Source organism: Lachnospira rogosae (ex Hitch et al. 2025), from assembly GCF_040096455.1.
GTDB classification, from domain to species: domain Bacteria; phylum Bacillota; class Clostridia; order Lachnospirales; family Lachnospiraceae; genus Lachnospira; species Lachnospira rogosae.
In genome coordinates, this window is the sequence record NZ_JBBMER010000001.1 from 17951 (window position 1) to 37745 (window position 19795).

A 19795-nucleotide genomic window follows, 5' to 3' on the forward strand; every position below is an offset into this window, starting at 1 on the left:
GAGTATGGTTATGCCGCATAAGACTGATATAAAATCATTGAATTACAATGAACTTGTACAATATGTTGAGAGTATTAATGAAAAGAAATTCAGAGCTGCCCAGTTATATTCGTGGATGCACGAGAAACTGGCAGAAAGTTATGATGAGATGACCAATATTTCCGATAAGCTTAAGAATACTTTAAAGGAAGATACCTTGTATACAAGTCTTAAGATTGTAAAAATGCAGGAGTCAAGGATAGACGGCACTAGAAAGTACCTTTTTGAGCTTTATGACGGCAATCTTATAGAAAGTGTATTTATGAAGTATCATCACGGCAATTCGGTATGTATTTCATCACAGGTGGGCTGTAAAATGGGCTGTCGTTTCTGTGCATCAACTCTTAATGGATGTGTAAGAAATCTTTTACCATCAGAAATGCTTGACCAGATATACAGAATAAGCAGGGATACTAATGAGAGAGTAAGCAATGTTGTTATAATGGGTTCTGGTGAGCCTATGGATAATTACGATAATGTTATTAAATTCATAGAACTGCTTAACAGTGAAAGAGGACTTAATATAAGCCAGAGAAATATAACAGTATCAACCTGTGGAATTGTGCCTAAGATAAAAGAACTGGCAGATCTTAAGTTACAGATAACACTTGCAATATCGCTTCACGCACCTAATGATGAGTTAAGAAAGACTATGATGCCTATTGCTAATAAATACAGCATAGCAGAGATTATGGATGCGTGCAGGTATTATCTTGATAAGACAGGACGAAGAATATCATTTGAATATAGTCTGGTTAAGGGCGTTAATGATACTAAAGAATGTGCCAATGAGCTTATAGAGCTTGTAAAAGGGCTTAACTGTCATATTAATCTGATACCGGTTAATCCGATTAAGGAAAGAGATTATGAGCAGTCAGAGAAGAATTCTATAAAGAATTTTAGGGATATGCTTGAAAGAAAAGGAATTAATGCGACTGTCAGACGTGAGATGGGGCGCGATATAGACGGTGCCTGTGGACAGTTGAGGCAGAATCATATAGATGAGAATTCTGCCATATAGAGCCAGCTGCATAAAAAGTGGCTGAAATATGTCGCATTTTTATAGCTGGTATGATAATATATATTGATATGGGATACTATTCATTAATAGTAAAACTGATACATTAAAGAATGGATGGAGAATGAAATGAACGCATTTGCAACAACAGATGTAGGAATTGAAAGAAATGTCAATCAGGACTATGTCTATGCAAAGCTTGATGATATAGGGTGTCTGCCTAATCTGTTTATTGTGGCAGACGGTATGGGAGGACATAAAGCTGGTGACACAGCGTCAAGATATACAGTTGAAACGCTTGTTGAATTATTAAAAGAGTCAGAAGGCAAAGATCCTTTAGCAACAATAGATAATAACATTAAGCTTGTCAACACACTGCTTCTTAGAAAGGCAGGCGAGTCGGAAGAATATAATGGAATGGGAACTACATTAGTGGTAGCCAGCATATTTGACAATACTTTAAGAGTAGCCAATGTGGGTGACAGCAGATTGTATGTAATCGGAGAAGATATAATCCAGATTACAAGAGACCATTCGTGGGTGGAAGAAATGGTACAGCGGGGCGAAATTGACAGAAAAGCTGCAAGAACCCATGAGAAAAAGAATGTTATCACAAGGGCAATAGGTGGCTATGACACCGTCGAAGCCGAGATGTTTTCAGTTGATCTTAAAAAGGAAGATATGATACTTATGTGTTCTGATGGATTGACTAATATGTTAGAAGACCAGGAGATATTTCATATAATAAAGAGCAGCCACGATATCAGGGAAGCCGCAGAAAGGCTTGTAAGCAGGGCCAATGATAATGGTGGCAGAGATAACATATCAGTGATTTTAATTGAACCATAGGCAGAGAGGTAATTTAATGATGTTAAGAGAAGGAATGTTTTTAGCTGACAGATATGAGATAATTGAACAGATTGGTACAGGCGGAATGGCAGATGTATACAAAGCCAAATGCCACAAGCTTAACAGATATGTTGCAATTAAAGTTATGAAGTCAGAATTTAGCCAGGATAAGACATTTGTAAGCAAATTCTGGGCTGAGGCCCAGTCAGCTGCCGGACTTACTAATCCTAATGTTGTAAATGTGTATGATGTCGGTGTTGAGAATGGCATATATTACATAGTTATGGAACTTGTTGAGGGAGTTACCCTTAAGAAGTATATTGAAAAGAGAGGCAAACTTCCATATAAAGAGGCTGTAAGCATTGCTATACAGGTAGCTAATGGTATGGATGCAGCTCATAAACATAATATTGTCCATAGGGATATTAAGCCACAGAATATAATTATATCTAAAGAGGGCAAGGTTAAGGTTACTGATTTCGGTATTGCCAAGGTAGCTTCAACAGCAACAATTAATACATCAGCTTCTATGGGGTCTGTACATTATATATCACCAGAACAGGCAAGAGGCGGCTATTCGGATGAGAGAAGTGATATATATTCACTTGGTATTACATTATTTGAAATGCTCACTGGAACAGTTCCATTTGACGGAGATACAGCAGTATCAGTAGCTGTACAGCATATTCAGGATACAATACCAGCACCATCTCAGCTTGTTGAGGGAATACCAGTAAGTGTTGATAAGATAGTTCTTAAATGTACACAGAAGAAGACAGACAGGCGTTATCAGTCTGCCTATGACCTTATAGTAGATTTAAAGAAGTCACTTGTTATGCCGGAGGACGATTTTGTAAAGCTTGCTCCTATGTATGACACATCAGTTAATGATAACTATGCACAGACTGATTCAGATGATGAGGATATAGATGAGCAGGAAGAAGATGACGGCTTATTAGGTGAGGATACATTTGCAGATATTGATGATAATATAGATGAGGAAGAAGATGATAACGATATTGATGATGAGAGTAATGATAAGTTAGAGCTTATTATGAAATGTATCGGTATAGGAATTGCAGTTATAATTCTTATTATCACAATATTTGTTGTTGTAAAGCTTATAGGAAGCGGCAAGAGTTCATCTAACAATAACAGTCAGGCTTCTAATCAGGTTACAACTGCTGTGTCTGGCAATTCAAAGGCATCAGATATGGTTACAGTACCAGATGTAGTTGGAATGACTAAGGACGATGCAATAAGTGCACTTAATAAAGTTGGTCTTGGCTATAAAGCCGTGACACAGAGTTCAGATACAGTTGCAGAGAACAGTGTAATAAACCAGGGCAATGTAGGTGGTTCTAAGGTTGAGAAGAACTCACAGATTGTTCTTACAATAAGCAGTGGCAGGGAAACTAAGAATGTCACAGTTCCTAATGTAAAGGGTAAGACAGAAGAAGAAGCAAAAGAGCTTATTGAAAATGATAATCTTGTCGTTTCTGTTGATTATGTATACAGCAGTACAGTAGAAGCCGGAAAGGTTGTTAAATACAGCCCATCTGGAACAGTAACAGAAGGTACAACAGTTACAATAGAAGTAAGCCGTGGAAAGCAGGTAACTAAAGCCACAGTTCCTAATGTAATAGGAATGACAGAAAGCCTTGCCAATCAGTCTATCGAGGCAGCCGGGCTTAAGGTATCAGTAAAATATGAGACTTCATCTAAGGCATCATATGGTACTGTTACTTCACAGACACCTTACTCTGGTGGTGACACTGTAGAGTCTGGAACAACTATAACTATATATGTAAGCCACTATACAAGCTCAACAACTTCTACTACAGCATCAGGTTCAGGCAGCAGTAATAGTAACAGCAATAACAACAGTAACGGCAATAGCAATAGTAACGGCAATAATAGTGGTTCTAACACATCGGGCAATAGCAGTGGAAGCAATACATCAAGTGGCAATGGCAGTTCTAATACAGGAACGGGCAATACAAGCAATTAGAGTATAGGAAGTCTTATGCAGGGAAAGATAATAAAGGGAATTGCAGGATTTTATTATGTCCATATAGAATCCTGTGGTATATATGAATGTAAGGCAAAAGGAATATTCAGGAATAAAAAGATAAAGCCGCTTGTCGGGGATAATGTTATTATAGATATAATAGATAACGATAAGATGACAGGTAATATCATACAGATACTTCCAAGAAAGAATGAGCTTATAAGACCAGCTTCTGCGAATATAGATCAGGCTATGGTAATATTTGCTGTAAAATCACCAGAACCTAATTATAATCTTTTGGACAGATTTATAATGATGATGGATTATCAGAATGTGCCTACAGTTGTAGTGTTTAACAAAATAGATCTGGCAGAAGATGACACATTAGAAGAGCTTTCTGACATATATGAAAAATGTGGCTGTAAAGTCATATTTATAAGTACTTATGATAATAAAGGAATAGACATAGTTCTTAAGACACTTGAGAAAAAGACGACAATATTAGCTGGACCATCAGGTGTTGGCAAGTCGTCACTTACCAATCTTATACTTCCGCAGGAAGTGAGTGCAACTGGTGATGTGAGCAGGATTGGAAGAGGAAGGCATACAACAAGACATTCGGAGATATTTAATGTGAGCGATGCTACATATATATGCGACACGCCGGGCTTTACATCTCTTAATATTCCAGAACTTGAAAAGGAACAGATAAGATTTTATTTTGAGGAATTCAGTGAATATGAAGGGCAGTGCAGATTTAATGGCTGTGTTCATATTAATGAGCCTGACTGCAGGGTTAAGGAAGCGGTTGAGGCAGGATTAATAAGCAGAAGACGTTATACAAGTTATGTAGAGATATATGACGAGGTAAAGAACAAGAAGAAATATTAATTATAGATTAGCGATAATTGATTATCTATATGCCAGGGCTGGCTGTATAGGTTAAATAATATTAATTACACAGAAATGAGGAATATAATGACTATATTATCACCTTCAATATTATCAGCAGATTTTAAAAATCTTGAGAAAGATATTAAAGCAATTGATGAAGCAGGAGCAGAGTATATACATATTGATGTCATGGACGGCAGGTTTGTTCCAAGCATTTCCTATGGTATGCCTGTTATCAAATCAATAAGAAGCTGTACAAGCAGAGTATTTGATGTTCATCTTATGATCGAAGAACCAATCCGTTATATAGAAGAATTTGTAAAATGTGGTGCGGATATAATAACTGTCCACGTTGAGGCGTGCGAAGATGTTGTTGCCACAATTGAAAAGATACGGGAATGTGGTGTCAAAGCAGCTATTACACTTAATCCAGAGACACCAGTAAAGGCTATTGAGCCTTATCTTTCATTGGTGGATATGGTGCTTGTTATGAGCGTTCATCCTGGCTTTGGCGGACAGAAGTTCATACCGGAGTCATTAGAAAAGGTTAAGCAGATTAAAGCAAAGCTTATAGAAAAAGGTCTTGATAACGTAGATATTGAGATAGATGGTGGAATTAATATAGAAAATCTCGTATCAGTGCTTGAAGCTGGAGCTAATGTAATAGTTGCAGGTTCGGCTGTGTTTAAGAATGATGCAGGAGCTAATGTTAAGAGATTTAAGGAGATAATGAGCACATATTAAAATTATGTCCTGTAGATAAAAAGATGGTGACACGTTAATTCGTGCCACCATCTTTTATATAATTCTTTGTCAGAAGTTCAGAAGTTGGAACAAATCCTATATTATCTGACTTGTAGAACTTATATTATTATAAATATATAATTATTAATGTACTAATATTATTATACGTTGAAACGGAATAATATTACATCGCCGTCTTTAACAACATAGTCTTTACCTTCCATACGTACAAGACCTTTTTCCTTGGCTTTAGTATAAGAGCCACAGTCAAGTAAATCCTTATAGTTGACAACTTCTGCTTTGATAAAGCCTCTCTCGAAATCGCTGTGGATTTTACCTGCAGCACCAGGAGCTTTAGTTCCGTTAGTTATTGTCCAGGCTCTTGTCTCTGTCTCACCAGCAGTTAAGTAACTTATAAGACCTAATATTCTGTAGCTTGCAGCGATAAGCTTATCAAGACCAGAAGAACTAATTCCAAGGTCCTCTAAGAACATTTTCTTTTCATCATCATCAAGTTCTGAGATTTCCTGTTCAATCTGTGCACATATAACGAATACTTCGCAGTTATCCTTTTTAGAATATTCACGTACACTCTGTACATATTCATTGTTAGCACCATCATCGGCAAGGTCATCTTCTGATACATTAGCAGCGAATATAACAGGTTTGCTTGTAAGAAGATTGTATTCTCTCATAAATGATTCTTCGTCTTCATCTTCACATTCAAAGTTCTTGGCAAGATTACCAGCCTCAAGGAACTTAAGAAGTCTTTCGATAAGGTCACATTCTTTAGCAATGTCCTTATTATTGTAGGAAGCACGCTTCTGCTTAGCAAGACGTCTTTCAAGAACTTCCATATCAGAAAAGATTAATTCAAGGTTGATTGTCTCAATATCTCTTACAGGGTTGACAGAACCATCAACGTGAACAATATTAGAGTCCTCAAAACATCTGACAACGTGAACGATTGCATCAACTTCTCTTATATTAGCAAGGAACTGGTTACCAAGACCTTCACCTTTAGAAGCACCCTTAACAAGACCAGCTATATCAACGAATTCGATAACGGCAGGTGTAATCTTTGCTGAATTATAAAGTGCTGCAAGCTTATCAAGTCTTTCATCTGGTACGGCAACAATTCCTACATTAGGATCTATTGTACAGAATGGATAATTGGCTGATTCTGCTCCAGCCTTAGTTAAAGAATTAAAAAGTGTACTCTTTCCAACATTAGGAAGACCAACTATTCCAAGTTTCATATATTCTCCTCATTTCCAACATAAATGTGTATCATATGCAGATTTATGTTTAGTAAATATACGCAGTAACGCAACCTGTATTTTAACATATCTTTTCCTAAAGCTCAACTAATTACATACAATCAGATGGTGTGAGTGTTAAAATTACTATTTTTATGTGTATATACATATGATTGTATATTTTACGGGCATAATATAGTGCAAAAGTTTAAAAAAATTTTATAAATTAGTGGAAAACACTTGTATTTTGCACAAAATCAGTATAGAATTGTTCTCAAAGTGGAGAAAAGTGGTAGCAAGTGGTTACAAGTGGGGGAAAGGAGGAACGATTGCTATGTTTATGGGCGAATATGGACATACAATAGATGCCAAAGGCAGAATAATCGTTCCTGCGAAGTTCCGCGAAAGCCTTGGGGATAATTTTATTATCACTAAGGGACTTGATAACTGTTTATTTGTATACACTAATGAAGAGTGGCAGAGATTCGAGGAGAAGCTTAAGACACTGCCTCTTACTAATAAGAATGCCAGAACATTTACAAGATTCTTTCTTGCAGGAGCAGCAGATGTCGAATTAGACAAGCAGGGAAGAATTCTTATACCATCTGTATTAAGAGAGTTTGCTTCGTTACAGAAGGATGTAGTATTTGTAGGTGTTGGAAGCAGGATAGAGATATGGAGTAAAGAAAGCTGGAATGACAGTATAAGCAATTATGATGACAATATGGACGAGGTCGCAGAGAATATGGACAGTCTGGGATTCACCATATAATTAATTGCTGATATAGCAGGCGGAAAGGAGATTAGTATGGAGTTTAAGCATAAGTCAGTTCTTTTATATGAGACGGTAGATGAATTGAATATTAAACCCGATGGCATATATGTTGACGGAACTCTTGGCGGCGGCGGACATTCATACGAAATCGCTAAAAGACTTTCCGAGGGTGGAAGATTGATAGGAATAGATCAGGACGAAGATGCCATAAAGGCAGCAAGTAAGAGATTAGAACCATATATGGACAGGGTTACAATCGTAAGAAATAATTACTGTAATATGGACAAAGTCCTTGATGAGTTAGGAATAGATAAAGTTGATGGAATTATGCTGGATCTGGGTGTTTCATCATATCAGTTAGATGCGGCTGACAGAGGGTTTACATATAATGTGGACACAGCACTTGATATGAGAATGGATCAAAGACAGGAGATTACAGCTAAAGATATTGTTAATGAATACAGCGAATTTGATCTTTACAGAATAATAAGAGATTATGGTGAGGACAGGTTTGCTAAGAATATAGCTAAGCATATAGTGGCTGCAAGACAGGAAAAGCCAATTGAGACAACATTTGAGCTTAACGATATTATAAAGGCAGCTATACCTATGAAGGTAAGGGCGACAGGTGGACATCCATCTAAGAGAACTTATCAGGCTATAAGAATTGAACTTAATAAAGAATTGGAAGTGCTAGAGAATTCCATAGATATGATGATTGACAGGCTTAAGCCAGAAGGAAGACTTTGTATAATAACATTTCATTCTTTAGAAGACAGAATAGTAAAGACAAGGTTTAGGAATAACGAGAATCCTTGTACCTGTCCACCAAGCTTTCCTGCGTGTGTGTGCGGTAAAGTACCGAAGGGCAGGGTGATTACAAGAAAGCCTGTAGTTCCAACAGATGAAGAGATTAATGAAAATAGCAGATCAAAGAGTTCTAAGTTAAGAGTATTTGAAAGGGTATAATGGGAGGTAGTGTAAAGTGGAAAAGAGAAGTAGAGCAGAGTACAGAAGAAATTCAAGAAATGTAAGCAAAGTGCCGTATGAATATGGTAGTGCGGTAAGACAATTAAATATCGCTGAACCACTTAAAACCCCAGATGAATCCCAGCAGACACAGAAGGAAATCAACAGAGAAATAAGAAGGCAGAGACAGAAGCAGATAAGACGCAATAATAAGATTAATCTTATGTATACAGTTGCAGTTGCGAGTGTTGCTGCAGTTGTCTTCTTTATATGTTATCAGTACCTTAATGTTCAGGCAGCAGCTAAGACTAATTCAGATATGATAGCTGAGTTAAAGAGCGAGCTTAGCACATTAAAGGAGAATAATGACGTATTAGAGTCAGATATTAATGCAAGCATAGATTATGATGCTATATATGATACAGCAGTTAATGAATTAGGAATGGTGTATCCAGAAAAGAAGCAGGTTATTACATACGATTCTAAAGAGAGCGAATATGTAAAGCAGTATAAAGATGTTCCTGAAAGCAATTAATATTCAGGTAAAATAATATAATAAGAGGTACTTATGGTAAGCGATGAACAGTTAAAAAAGAATAAGTACAGAAGAAAAAAAGTTATGCTTAAACGTGTTCACACCAAAGGAATGGTTGCACTTGTAATGGTAGTAGTAATTCTTATGGCATTAGGTGGACAGGTATTCAGAATTAATTATACACACGGAGAGACATATGCGAAGGCAGTGTTAGATCACCAGACATATACATCAACAGAACTACCTTATAAGAGAGGTCAGATATTAACTGGTGATGGAACTGTGCTTGCATACAGTGAGAGAGTATATAATCTTATATTAGATGTCAAGCTTATGCTTTCAGACGGAGAATATAAAGAACCTACATTATCAGCTCTTTGTAAATATTTTAATTTAAACAGAAGTGAGCTTGAGCAAAAGGTGAGTGAGAATTCACAGAGCAGGTATCAGAAGCTTTTATCAAACCTTACTACAGATCAGATAGCAGATTTTAAAAATCTTATGGCAGATTCAACTGAGGGAAAGAATATTAAAGGTGTATGGTTTGAGGACAGCTATATAAGAAAATATCCTCTTGGAACATTTGCAAGTGATGTTGTTGGATTTGCGAGTGCCACTAATGGTGGTGAACTTGGAATTGAAAGCCAGTATGATGAGGAATTAACTGGTACCAATGGAACAACATATAGCTATGTAGATGAGGGACTTGAGGTTACAGAGACTCAGAAAAATGCTGTTGATGGCAATAATATAGTTACAACACTTGATTATAATGTACAGTCGATTATTGAGAAATGCATATTAGAATATAATGAAGAAAAGCCTTCAAAGAATACAGCAGTAGTAGTGGCAGACCCATCTAATGGTGAGATACTTGGAATGGCTAGTTATCCAACCTTTAATCTTAATGATCCAAGAAAATTAACTGGTATGTATACAGATGAGGAGATTAAAGATATGTCTGATGAAGAATACAGAAATAACCTGTATTCTTTATGGACTAATTATTGTGTGTCAGAAAGTTATGAGCCAGGTTCAACATTTAAACCAGTAACGGTAGCCTCAGCTTTGGAGGAAGGTGTTGTAAAGGATGGTGATACATATGTATGCAAGGGATTTGAAACTGTAGCTGATTATAAATTAAAGTGTCATGTGTTCAGTACAATAGGTTCACATGGTTCACTTACAGTTGAGCAGGCACTTATGAATTCCTGCAACCCGTATATGATTCATCTTGCACTTGAGATGGGTAACAGCAGATTTGCATATTACCAGTCATTGTTTGGATTTGGAAAGATAACCGGAATAGATCTTCCAGGTGAGACAACAGGTATCGTATATGGTGACCGTATGACAACTATTGATGCGGCTTGTAATTCATTTGGACAGACTATTAATGTTAATATGATGCAGATGATGGCGGCATATTGTTCGATTATTAATGGTGGTATGCTTTACCAGCCACATATTGTAAAGAGAATTGAATCAGCCAATGGTGAAGTTGTAAAGGAATATAAGGCTAATCTTGTAAGACAGACAATTACAGCTTCAACATCAAAGCTTTTAAGAAGATATCTTAAGAATACAGTAGAAGAAGGAACAGCCAAGAAAGCAGGCGTTACAGGATATTCAGTTGCTGGTAAGACAGGAACAGCCCAGAAGGGTGATAGAAAGGATAACAAGTGGATTATATCATTTATAGGACACGCACCAGCAGAAAATCCTAAGTTTGCAATATATGTAGTTATTGATGAGCCATATGGAACTACAGGAACATCAGGAAGTTCAGCAGATGTGCTTACACTTACACACAATATACTTGAAAAGCTTCTTCCATATATGAATGTATACAAGGATGCCTCAGACGAATATGAGGATACAAGTTCAAGTCCTGATGAATTAACAGTTGATGGGATACCAGCAGGCACAGCTTCATCTAATTAAGCTGTTAAGTAATAATAAGTATAAGAATAACCCTGAATAAACTTTCATAATAATAAGTAAGTTTATTCGGGGTTATTGTATTAGTGACAGAAAGAATTAAGCTTAATGAAGATGAGAGATATGGTTATTTTGTAAGAACAAGACATAGAAAGAAGCTTCTTGTGGTTATAGTAAGCCTTGTGCTTATAATGTCACTGCTCACAGTAAGAGCTGGATATATAATGACTGTCAGGGCTGAATATTACAGCGTGCGTGCAACAGAGCTTCACGAGAGGGAGAGAGCCATAAAGGCTATGCGCGGAAGAATTCTTGATACTAATGGAGTTGTCCTTGCTGACAATACGACTGTGTGTACAATATCCGTTATTCACAGCCAGATAGATAAGCCGGAAGAAGTTATTAAAATGCTTTGTGACAATCTTGACATGGATGAAGCAGTTGTAAGAAAAAAGGTTGAAAAGGTATCATCAATTGAAACTATAAAGACCAATGTTGATAAGGATACAGGTGATGTAATAAGGAAAGCCGGCTTAAACGGAGTTAAGGTAGATGAGGATTATAAAAGATATTATCCTTATGATACGCTTGCTTCCAAGGTGCTTGGCTTTACAGGAAGTGATAATCAGGGAATAGTCGGACTTGAGGCTAAGTATGATGTATATCTTGCTGGCAATAATGGCAGGATACTTACACTTACCGATGCATGGGGTACAGAGATAAAAAATGCAAAAGAGGGAAGGTTAGAGCCGCAGAGAGGTCAGGATTTATATATAAGCATAGATATGAATATACAGTCATATGCCCAGCAGTTAGCATATACAACGCTTGCAAAGAAAAATGCTAAGCGGGTGTCAATAATAGTTATGAATCCTAATAATGGAGAGTTGTATGCAATGGTCAACGTGCCTGAATATAATCTTAATGAGCCGTATGTACTTAATTACGAGGTGGAAGATGACGGCAGCTCAGGCAATAAAATGGATCTTCTTAATAATATGTGGAGAAATTTCTGCATTAATGATACTTATGAGCCAGGTTCAGTGTTTAAAATGGTAACTGCAACAGCAGCACTTGAAACCAAAGTTGTAAGTTTAAGTGACTCCTATACCTGTTCAGGTTCAACGCTTGTTGGTGACAGGCGCATAAGGTGTCATAAGACAACGGGCCATGGAACACAGGATTTTACACATACAGTTATGAATTCCTGCAACCCTGCATTTATTGAATGGGGAAGAAGGGTAGGTGTTGATAATTTCTATAATTACTGCGGCAAGCTTGGACTTTTGTCTAAGACTGGAATAGATATTGCTGGTGAGGCTTCAACGATTATCCACAATAAAGAAAACGTTGGTGAAGTAGAGCTTGCAACAATGTCATTCGGACAGTCATTTCAGATAACACCTATCCAGATGCTTCGTGCGGCGGCAGCAATTGTCAATGGTGGTAACCTTGTTACACCTCATTTTGCAGTTAAGACAAGTGATGGTTCGGGGCAGACTTATAATGAGTTCTATTATTCTACAACTGAGAGCACAATTGACAAATCAACAAGTGATACTATGAGGGACATATTAAGGCAGGTAGTTGAGGAAGGCGGTGGAAAGAATGCATATATAGAGGGCTTTTCAATAGGTGGAAAGACAGCAACATCACAGAAGCTTCCGAGAGGCTCTGGAAAGTATATCGCTTCATTTATAGGATTTTCAAGTGTGGAAAATCCACAGGTTATTGCTATGTGTCTTATTGATGAGCCAGAAGGGGTATATTATGGCGGTACAATTGCAGCACCGGTCATAAGAGAGTTATATGAAAATATACTTCCGTACCTTAATAACAAGTAAGAAAATGCGTTAATAAAGCGTTAAAACAGTGTTTATCCGCTTTACAGATGGATAGGTGTAGAGTAAAATAAAGACAGTTGTTTAAAAAACGTATTATATGCGTGGTAATGGAGGAACATTATGGAATTAAATAATAAAAAGGTAATGGTAGTTGGTACTGGAATAAGTGGAATCGGTGCTATAGACCTTCTTAACAAAGCTGGTGCAGACTGTATTATATATGACGGTAACGAAAAGCTTTCAAGGGAAGATATATCAAAGAAACTTAAAGGCAATAAAGCAGAGATTATTATTGGAAAGCTGCCAGAGGATATAACTAATCAGGTCGACCTTCTTGTAATAAGTCCGGGCGTTCCGGTTGACAGTCCTATTGTTGAACAGTTTAAGAAAGCAGAAGTTCCAGTATGGGGCGAGATAGAACTTGCATATAATTATGATAAAGGCAGAATAATTGCCATAACAGGTACTAATGGCAAGACAACAACTACAGCTTTGGTAGGACAGATAGTGAAAGCCTATAATGAGAAGACATTTGTTGTTGGAAATATAGGTAATTCATATACGGGAGAAGTGCTTAATACAAGTAATGACTCTTATACAGTAGCAGAGATAAGCAGCTTCCAGTTAGAAACAATACACAAGTTCCATCCGGTTGTAAGTGCGATACTTAACATTACACCAGACCACCTTAACAGACATCATACAATGGAATGTTATTCCAAGACTAAAGAAAACATTTCTATGAACCAGACAAAGGATGATGTGTGTGTCCTTAATATGGAGGACGAAGAATTATACAGATTTGGAAGTGAGTGTCCAGCTAAGGTTGTATGGTTCTCAAGCAAGAGAAAGCCTGAGATTGGTGCATATGTTCAGGGAGATGATATAAGATATACAGATGGCACCACAGATGAGCTTATGCTTAATGTACACGATATGAACCTTCTTGGAACACATAACTATGAAAATGTATGTGCTGCTATAGCAATGACTAAGGCAGCAGGCATACCTGATGACATAATTGTACAGCAGGTAAAGAAGTTCAAGGCTGTAGAACACAGAATAGAATATGTAGCTACCAAGAATGATGTATGGTATTACAACGATTCCAAGGGAACTAATCCGGAAGCTTCTGTAAAAGCAATTGAGGCTATGGTAAGACCAACTATATTAATAGGTGGTGGTTATGATAAAGGCTCTGAATTTGATATGTATGTAAAAGCCTTCAAGGGCAAGGTAAAGAAGCTTGTTCTTATAGGCCAGACTGCTAATAAAATAGCCCAGACCTGTGATAAATACGGATTTAAGGACTATGTATTTGCTAATGATTTAAAAGAGGTAGTAGATATATGTGCAGCCAGCGCAGACAAAGGTGATGCAGTATTATTATCACCAGCGTGTGCAAGCTGGGGAATGTTTGATAATTATGAACAGAGAGGTGACATGTTCAAGCAATATGTCAATGAGCTTTAATTATGGCAAAGAAAAGAAGAAAAAGAAAGAATGGATTCTATTTTGATTACAGTCTTTTGTTTGTGCTTATATTCATTGTAGGTTTCGGACTTACAATGATATACAGTACAAGTTCTTACACAGCGCAGATTAATTATGGCAATCCGGAATACTATTTTAAAAGACAGCTTATATTTGACCTGTTAGGTTTTGCGTGTATGTTTTTTATAGCAAGATTTGTAGATTACCATATTTTAAAAAAGGCCGCTCCGTGGATATTTGTTATATCACTTTTAATGGTGTTAGCAGTTATTCCATTTGGACGTGAAAGCCACGGTGCTAAAAGATGGATATATATTGGTCCGATAAGCTTTCAGCCAGCAGAGCTTGTTAAGATAAGTGTTATTATTATGGCGGCGGCTAAGATGTGTGCGTCAGGAACAAAGATTAAAAAACTGTCACAGATAGCGAAAATATTTTTGGGCTGTGCAGTAATTCCGGCGGCTATGCTTTTTGGAATTACATCTAACTTAAGTAGTGCAATCATAGTATGTGGAATTGTGTTTGTTATGACATTTGTTGTATATCCTAATTACTGGGTTCACGGCGGAATTATCGGAATTATAATGGCAGGCTATATAGCAGGCAGGCAGTGGCTTAAGCAGGCTGTTGAAAATGGAGTCCAGTTTAAGAAGTTCCGTTTTACAAGACTTTTAGTATGGGTAGACCCTGAAAAGTACATAGACGGAAAAGGCTATCAGACTATGCAGGGGCTTTATGCCATAGGTTCTGGCGGACTTTTTGGTAAGGGACTTGGAAAGAGTATGCAGAAGTTAGGCTTCATACCAGAGTCGCAGAATGATATGATATTTTCAATAATATGTGAGGAGTTAGGACTGTTTGGTGCTGCGTGCGTTATTATGCTTTTTATAATAATGCTCTGGAGAATTATATATATATCACAGAACTCACCAGATTTGTTCGGTTCACTTCTTGCAGTTGGAATATTCGCCCATATAGCAATTCAGGTAATAGTTAATATTGCCGTTGTAACCAATGTATTTCCTAATACAGGCGTAACACTTCCATTTATAAGCTATGGAGGCACGGCGAGTCTGTTCCTGCTGGCAGAGTTAGGAATTGTGTTTAATATAAGTAGTCAGATTAGGTTAGAGAGATAGTTATGGCAAAGGCTAGAAAGAAAAAAAGGCTGTTCATAATATCTATTATTGTGGCAGCCCTGATAGCTGCGTGTGCGGCTGTCTATTTTGGATTTAGAACTGATAAGATAACATATGTGGGTAATTCCCATTATTCTAATGAAGAAATGACAAGCAGAATATTTGGAAATGACACACCAAACACTGTATTGTATACACTGTTTGGCAATAAGAAAAAGACAATACCTTTCATTCAGAAATATGATGTTGAAATACAGTGGCCAAGAGGTATGTACATAACAGTCTATGAAAAGGCAGTTATTGGTTATATACGTTATATGGGCTGTAATATGTATTTTGACAAAGATGGTATTGTTGTTGAAAGTTCAACAGAAACTTTTGAAAAAGTTCCTGAGATAATAGGTCTTAAGTTTAATTCAATAGTGCTTGATTCCAAGCTTGAAGTCGGAGATGATGAAGTGTTCAGGCACATACTTGATCTGACACAGAGCTTTGATAAGTATAATCTTGATGTTTCAAAAGTATATTTTGACTCATCGGACAATGTAATATTGTATATAGACGAGGTTAAGGTATACCTTGGAAAGAGTGATGATTATACGGACAAGCTTTTTGAGTTAAAACAGATGAAAACCAAATTTGCAGGGCTTAAAGGTTCTTTGTATATGCAGGATTATACAAAAGACAGTTCATCTATAATATTCAAAAAAGATGAATATAATTAAAACACACTAAAATGATGTGTAAATATTCAGAATTGTACGCTTTAAAGTTCAATTTTTAGTGAAATAAAATGAAAAAATCAGTTGATATTTATTGCGAAAAATTATATCATTATAGATAAATGTATAAGGATTGATTAAAGGAGGCAACAACCTTGGTAGAAATAATTAACGAATCAGATTCATCAGCAAGAATTATAGTCATCGGCGTAGGTGGAGCAGGTAATAATGCTGTTAATAGAATGATAGATGAGAATATAAGCGGGGTAGAATTTATTGGTATTAATACAGATAGCCAGGCATTACAGTTCTGTAAAGCTCCAACAGCTATTCAGATAGGTGAGAAGCTTACTAAGGGACTTGGTGCAGGAGCCCAGCCTGAGATTGGTGAGAAGGCGGCAGAAGAGAATGTTGAAGAATTAACAGAAGCTATCAAAGGTGCGGATATGGTATTCGTTACTTGCGGAATGGGCGGCGGAACTGGTACAGGTGCAGCTCCGGTTGTTGCTAAGATTTCTAAACAGATGGGTATCCTTACAGTTGGTGTTGTTACTAAGCCTTTCAGATTTGAGGCAAGAACAAGAATGACTAATGCAGAATCGGGTATTGAGAAGCTTAAGGAGAACGTGGATACACTTATTGTAATTCCTAATGACAAGCTTCTTCAGATAGTAGACAGAAGAACAACTATGCCAGATGCCTTAAAGAAGGCTGATGAGGTATTACAGCAGGCAGTACAGGGTATTACAGACCTTATTAATGTACCAGGTCTTATCAACCTTGACTTTGCAGATGTTAAGACAGTTATGTCAGACAAGGGTATCGCACATATCGGTATCGGTAATGCTACAGGTGATGATAAGGCTATTGAAGCTGTTAAGCAGGCTGTTACAAGCCCACTTCTTGAGACAACAATCGAGGGTGCTACACACGTTATTATCAACGTATCTGGTGATATGAGCCTTGTTGAAGCAGATGAGGCTGCAAGCTATGTTCAGGAACTTGCAGGTGATAATGCCAATATCATCTTTGGTGCTATATATGATGAGACAGCTACAGACAGCGTAACAATAACTGTAATTGCTACAGGTATTGAAGATGTGAATGTCAATACTGCAATGGCGAAGTTCTCACCTAAGGCACAGGCAACACAGGGAGTTGGACAGACTGTTAAACCAGCAGTAAAGCCAGCATATACATATCAGGCTCCACAGACACCAGTTCAGCCAGCAGGCGGTATGACAGGTGCACAGTCTCAGACACCACTTCCAGGACTTAAGCAGCCAGCCCCTGTTACAAGCAATGTGAAGTCTAATGGTATTACAATACCTACTTTCCTTCAGAAGAACAGAAAGTAATTAATATAATCATTTAATCTGACAGATAGGTTGTCGGTTCATATATTTATTGGTCTTATATTATTGTTAATGAAATATTGATATTAAGGAACGCTTCGGCGTTCCTTTTTTATGTAATAGGAAATTCCAATAGAATCCCCTATTACATAAAAGGCACTATATGCCGATGATGCACACTCGCACGAAGATGTATTTTGTCGCAAGCGACCGTGCTCGGTGCGAGAATGTGTTTCACACATTCTTTTTTATTTCATAGCGAATTATATTAGAAAATTAATGTGACTCTGTGCTTTTGACAAATTTTGCATATTAAGTTATGTATACTTATTTTCGTTGCAGGAAAGCATTTTCTGTAAACTATTATGCAGGGTATACCTGATTGTGCAATGGAGGTGAGAGTGAATTGTAATATACATTGATGTATTATTTGGAATTAATTATTGTATGGATTTGATTGTTATGGTTATGGTAAACAAAATAATGCATTATCATACATCGCTGCCCCGTCTGCTGCTTTCTTCCACTTTGGGGGCAATATGGTCAGTCATTGCAATATGTATTCCGGATGAATATAGGCTTTTCGTTAATTGGTGCACATATTTAATCATCACTGGATTAATGCTTATGATAATTAATAGTCCATTAAATATTATCAAGGGAAGTTCAGGAAAGATTAATTGGTTTGCTATAAGGAGTTATATAAAGGACTTGTTAAAAGGCGTAGCGGTAATGATTGGCATAGCAGTATTTCTTGGCGGTGCGATACATTTACTCGTGTACTATACATATGTTGGCTTTGTAATAAAGAATATAATGATAAACAACAGGCAGTTGGTTATATATGCAGTCGTGGCGTATCTTATGCTCATCATACTGGTACGAAGCAAAGAGAAGCTCAATAGAAAAATGCAGATATATGTAGTAACAGTGGTTATTGGGGACGAACGTATTACATTAAAGGGAATGATAGACACTGGAAACCAGCTTAGTGATTATTATTGTAATAAACCAGTAAATGTTATGGATAAGAAATGTTTTGACAAGGTTCTTTCTAAGATAAATGATTACAGCAGAATAAGATATCATCTTATTCCATACAGGAGTGTAGGTATGGACACAGGAATGATAGAGGTAATTACAGCGGATTACATATACATATCCAATGATGTTAAGACGAAAGCTTATAAAAATGTGCTTATAGGATTGTCAGAGGTATGCGTATCACAGGCAGGGGAATATCAGGCACTTATTAATGGACATATGATGCAATAATGAGCACAAAGATGCTCATCATATGCACCCCAAAAGCGTCACGGGACATATGATGCAATAATAAACAGGGTATGTCGGCGGTGCTTTCGTATTCCTGTAAAGACAAAAGAAAGCACCGTAGAAAAGAGGAGTAAGATAGTGATTAAAGTGGCAGTTGCAGATCGTTTTCAGCTTAAGGTGGTACCTTCTATTAAGAATTTTTATATGATGGGGACAAGAGAAGTTCATTATATAGGAGGTACAGAGGTGCTGCCAGCACCGCTTGATATTGAGGAGGAGAAAAATGTGCTGGCAATGTTAAAGACTGATAATGACGATTATGCTAAGAAAATGCTTATAGAACATAACTTAAGACTTGTTGTATACATAGCCAAGAAATTTGATAATACAGGTGTTGGAGTAGAGGACCTTATATCAATTGGCACAATAGGTCTTATAAAGGCAATTAATTCATATGACAGGGATAAGAATATAAAGCTTGCAACTTATGCTTCAAGATGTATAGAGAATGAAATTCTTATGTATCTTAGAAGAAATAGCAAGGTAAAAGCAGAGGTGTCAATTGATGAACCACTCAATGTTGACTGGGATGGCAATGAACTTTTGTTATCTGATATTCTTGGAACTGAAGATGATGTGTGTTATAAAGACCTTGAAAATGAGGTTGAGATGAAAGCATTAAAGAGGGCGATTGGCAATTTGTCTGAGAGGGAGAGAATTATAGTCGATTTAAGATATGGTCTTAGTGATAAAGATGGAGAGGAAAAGACACAAAAAGAGGTCGCTGATATGCTTGGAATATCGCAGTCATATATATCAAGACTTGAAAAGAAGATTATAAAGAGATTAAAAAGAGAAATGGTGAGAAGCTGTTAAACATTTTACTTGACAATCCGCTTGTATTCTAAGAAAATAGAAAGGGTATGGATTGG

The 19795-nt window shown here is 36.9% G+C and carries 17 protein-coding genes; 16 read left to right on the forward strand and 1 reads right to left on the reverse strand.

Going from position 1 to position 19795, the window contains the following annotated elements; all coding sequences use genetic code 11:
- Positions 1 to 4 precede the first annotated feature (4 nt).
- The 5 genes from rlmN (at position 5) to rpe (ending at position 5555) form a co-directional block, all read left to right on the forward strand.
- Positions 5 to 1060, forward strand: coding sequence for a dual-specificity RNA methyltransferase RlmN (gene rlmN / locus WMO14_RS00080; protein WP_439655285.1), 1056 nt, complete (start codon positions 5 to 7; stop codon positions 1058 to 1060).
- 126 nt (positions 1061 to 1186) lie between these two features.
- Complete coding sequence (locus WMO14_RS00085; RefSeq protein WP_055307057.1) at positions 1187 to 1906, forward strand: Stp1/IreP family PP2C-type Ser/Thr phosphatase; 720 nt, start codon at positions 1187 to 1189, stop codon at positions 1904 to 1906.
- A 16-nt stretch (positions 1907 to 1922) separates the two neighbouring features.
- A complete protein-coding gene (pknB, locus tag WMO14_RS00090; RefSeq protein ID WP_349153070.1) occupies positions 1923 to 3917 on the forward strand; it encodes a Stk1 family PASTA domain-containing Ser/Thr kinase in 1995 nt (664 codons plus the stop codon).
- A 15-nt stretch (positions 3918 to 3932) separates the two neighbouring features.
- Positions 3933 to 4808, forward strand: a complete 876-nt coding sequence (gene rsgA, locus WMO14_RS00095) for a ribosome small subunit-dependent GTPase A (protein ID WP_022501399.1) — start codon at positions 3933 to 3935, stop codon at positions 4806 to 4808.
- Between the two features lie 84 nt (positions 4809 to 4892).
- Entirely contained in the window at positions 4893 to 5555 is a 663-nt protein-coding gene (gene rpe / locus WMO14_RS00100; RefSeq protein ID WP_090139901.1) for a ribulose-phosphate 3-epimerase, read from the forward strand.
- A gap of 161 nt (positions 5556 to 5716) precedes the next feature.
- Here the strand turns inward: rpe and ychF are convergent, their stop codons facing one another.
- Positions 5717 to 6814 (reverse strand): redox-regulated ATPase YchF, encoded by a 1098-nt coding sequence (gene ychF, locus WMO14_RS00105; RefSeq protein WP_022501397.1) that lies wholly within the window; start codon positions 6812 to 6814, stop codon positions 5717 to 5719.
- A gap of 334 nt (positions 6815 to 7148) precedes the next feature.
- Here ychF and mraZ point away from each other — a divergent pair, with 334 nt between their 5' ends.
- The 11 genes from mraZ (at position 7149) to sigE (ending at position 19739) form a co-directional block, all read left to right on the forward strand.
- Positions 7149 to 7586, forward strand: coding sequence for a division/cell wall cluster transcriptional repressor MraZ (gene mraZ / locus WMO14_RS00110; RefSeq protein ID WP_022501396.1), 438 nt, complete (start codon positions 7149 to 7151; stop codon positions 7584 to 7586).
- 36 nt (positions 7587 to 7622) lie between these two features.
- On the forward strand, positions 7623 to 8558 hold the full coding sequence (rsmH, locus tag WMO14_RS00115; protein WP_349153071.1) for a 16S rRNA (cytosine(1402)-N(4))-methyltransferase RsmH: 936 nt from the start codon (positions 7623 to 7625) through the stop codon (positions 8556 to 8558).
- A gap of 16 nt (positions 8559 to 8574) precedes the next feature.
- On the forward strand, positions 8575 to 9093 hold the full coding sequence (locus tag WMO14_RS00120; RefSeq protein WP_022501394.1) for a septum formation initiator family protein: 519 nt from the start codon (positions 8575 to 8577) through the stop codon (positions 9091 to 9093).
- Between the two features lie 33 nt (positions 9094 to 9126).
- Positions 9127 to 11037 carry a peptidoglycan D,D-transpeptidase FtsI family protein gene (locus tag WMO14_RS00125; protein WP_055174354.1) on the forward strand — a complete coding sequence of 637 codons (1911 nt, stop codon included), beginning with the start codon at positions 9127 to 9129 and terminating at the stop codon, positions 11035 to 11037.
- Positions 11038 to 11120: 83 nt separating this feature from the next.
- Complete coding sequence (locus WMO14_RS00130; protein WP_349153072.1) at positions 11121 to 12878, forward strand: peptidoglycan D,D-transpeptidase FtsI family protein; 1758 nt, start codon at positions 11121 to 11123, stop codon at positions 12876 to 12878.
- A gap of 120 nt (positions 12879 to 12998) precedes the next feature.
- Positions 12999 to 14351: a UDP-N-acetylmuramoyl-L-alanine--D-glutamate ligase gene (gene murD / locus WMO14_RS00135; protein WP_022501391.1), complete on the forward strand. Its 1353-nt coding sequence runs from the start codon at positions 12999 to 13001 to the stop codon at positions 14349 to 14351.
- Positions 14352 to 14353: 2 nt separating this feature from the next.
- Positions 14354 to 15511 (forward strand): FtsW/RodA/SpoVE family cell cycle protein, encoded by a 1158-nt coding sequence (locus WMO14_RS00140; RefSeq protein WP_055174356.1) that lies wholly within the window; start codon positions 14354 to 14356, stop codon positions 15509 to 15511.
- A gap of 2 nt (positions 15512 to 15513) precedes the next feature.
- Positions 15514 to 16236: a cell division protein FtsQ/DivIB gene (locus tag WMO14_RS00145; RefSeq protein ID WP_055174357.1), complete on the forward strand. Its 723-nt coding sequence runs from the start codon at positions 15514 to 15516 to the stop codon at positions 16234 to 16236.
- 152 nt (positions 16237 to 16388) lie between these two features.
- A complete protein-coding gene (gene ftsZ, locus WMO14_RS00150; RefSeq protein ID WP_022501388.1) occupies positions 16389 to 17591 on the forward strand; it encodes a cell division protein FtsZ in 1203 nt (400 codons plus the stop codon).
- 414 nt (positions 17592 to 18005) lie between these two features.
- Positions 18006 to 18863, forward strand: coding sequence for a sigma-E processing peptidase SpoIIGA (locus tag WMO14_RS00155; protein ID WP_278320117.1), 858 nt, complete (start codon positions 18006 to 18008; stop codon positions 18861 to 18863).
- Positions 18864 to 18998: 135 nt separating this feature from the next.
- Positions 18999 to 19739, forward strand: a complete 741-nt coding sequence (gene sigE, locus WMO14_RS00160) for an RNA polymerase sporulation sigma factor SigE (protein WP_055175005.1) — start codon at positions 18999 to 19001, stop codon at positions 19737 to 19739.
- Positions 19740 to 19795: the final 56 nt, after the last annotated feature.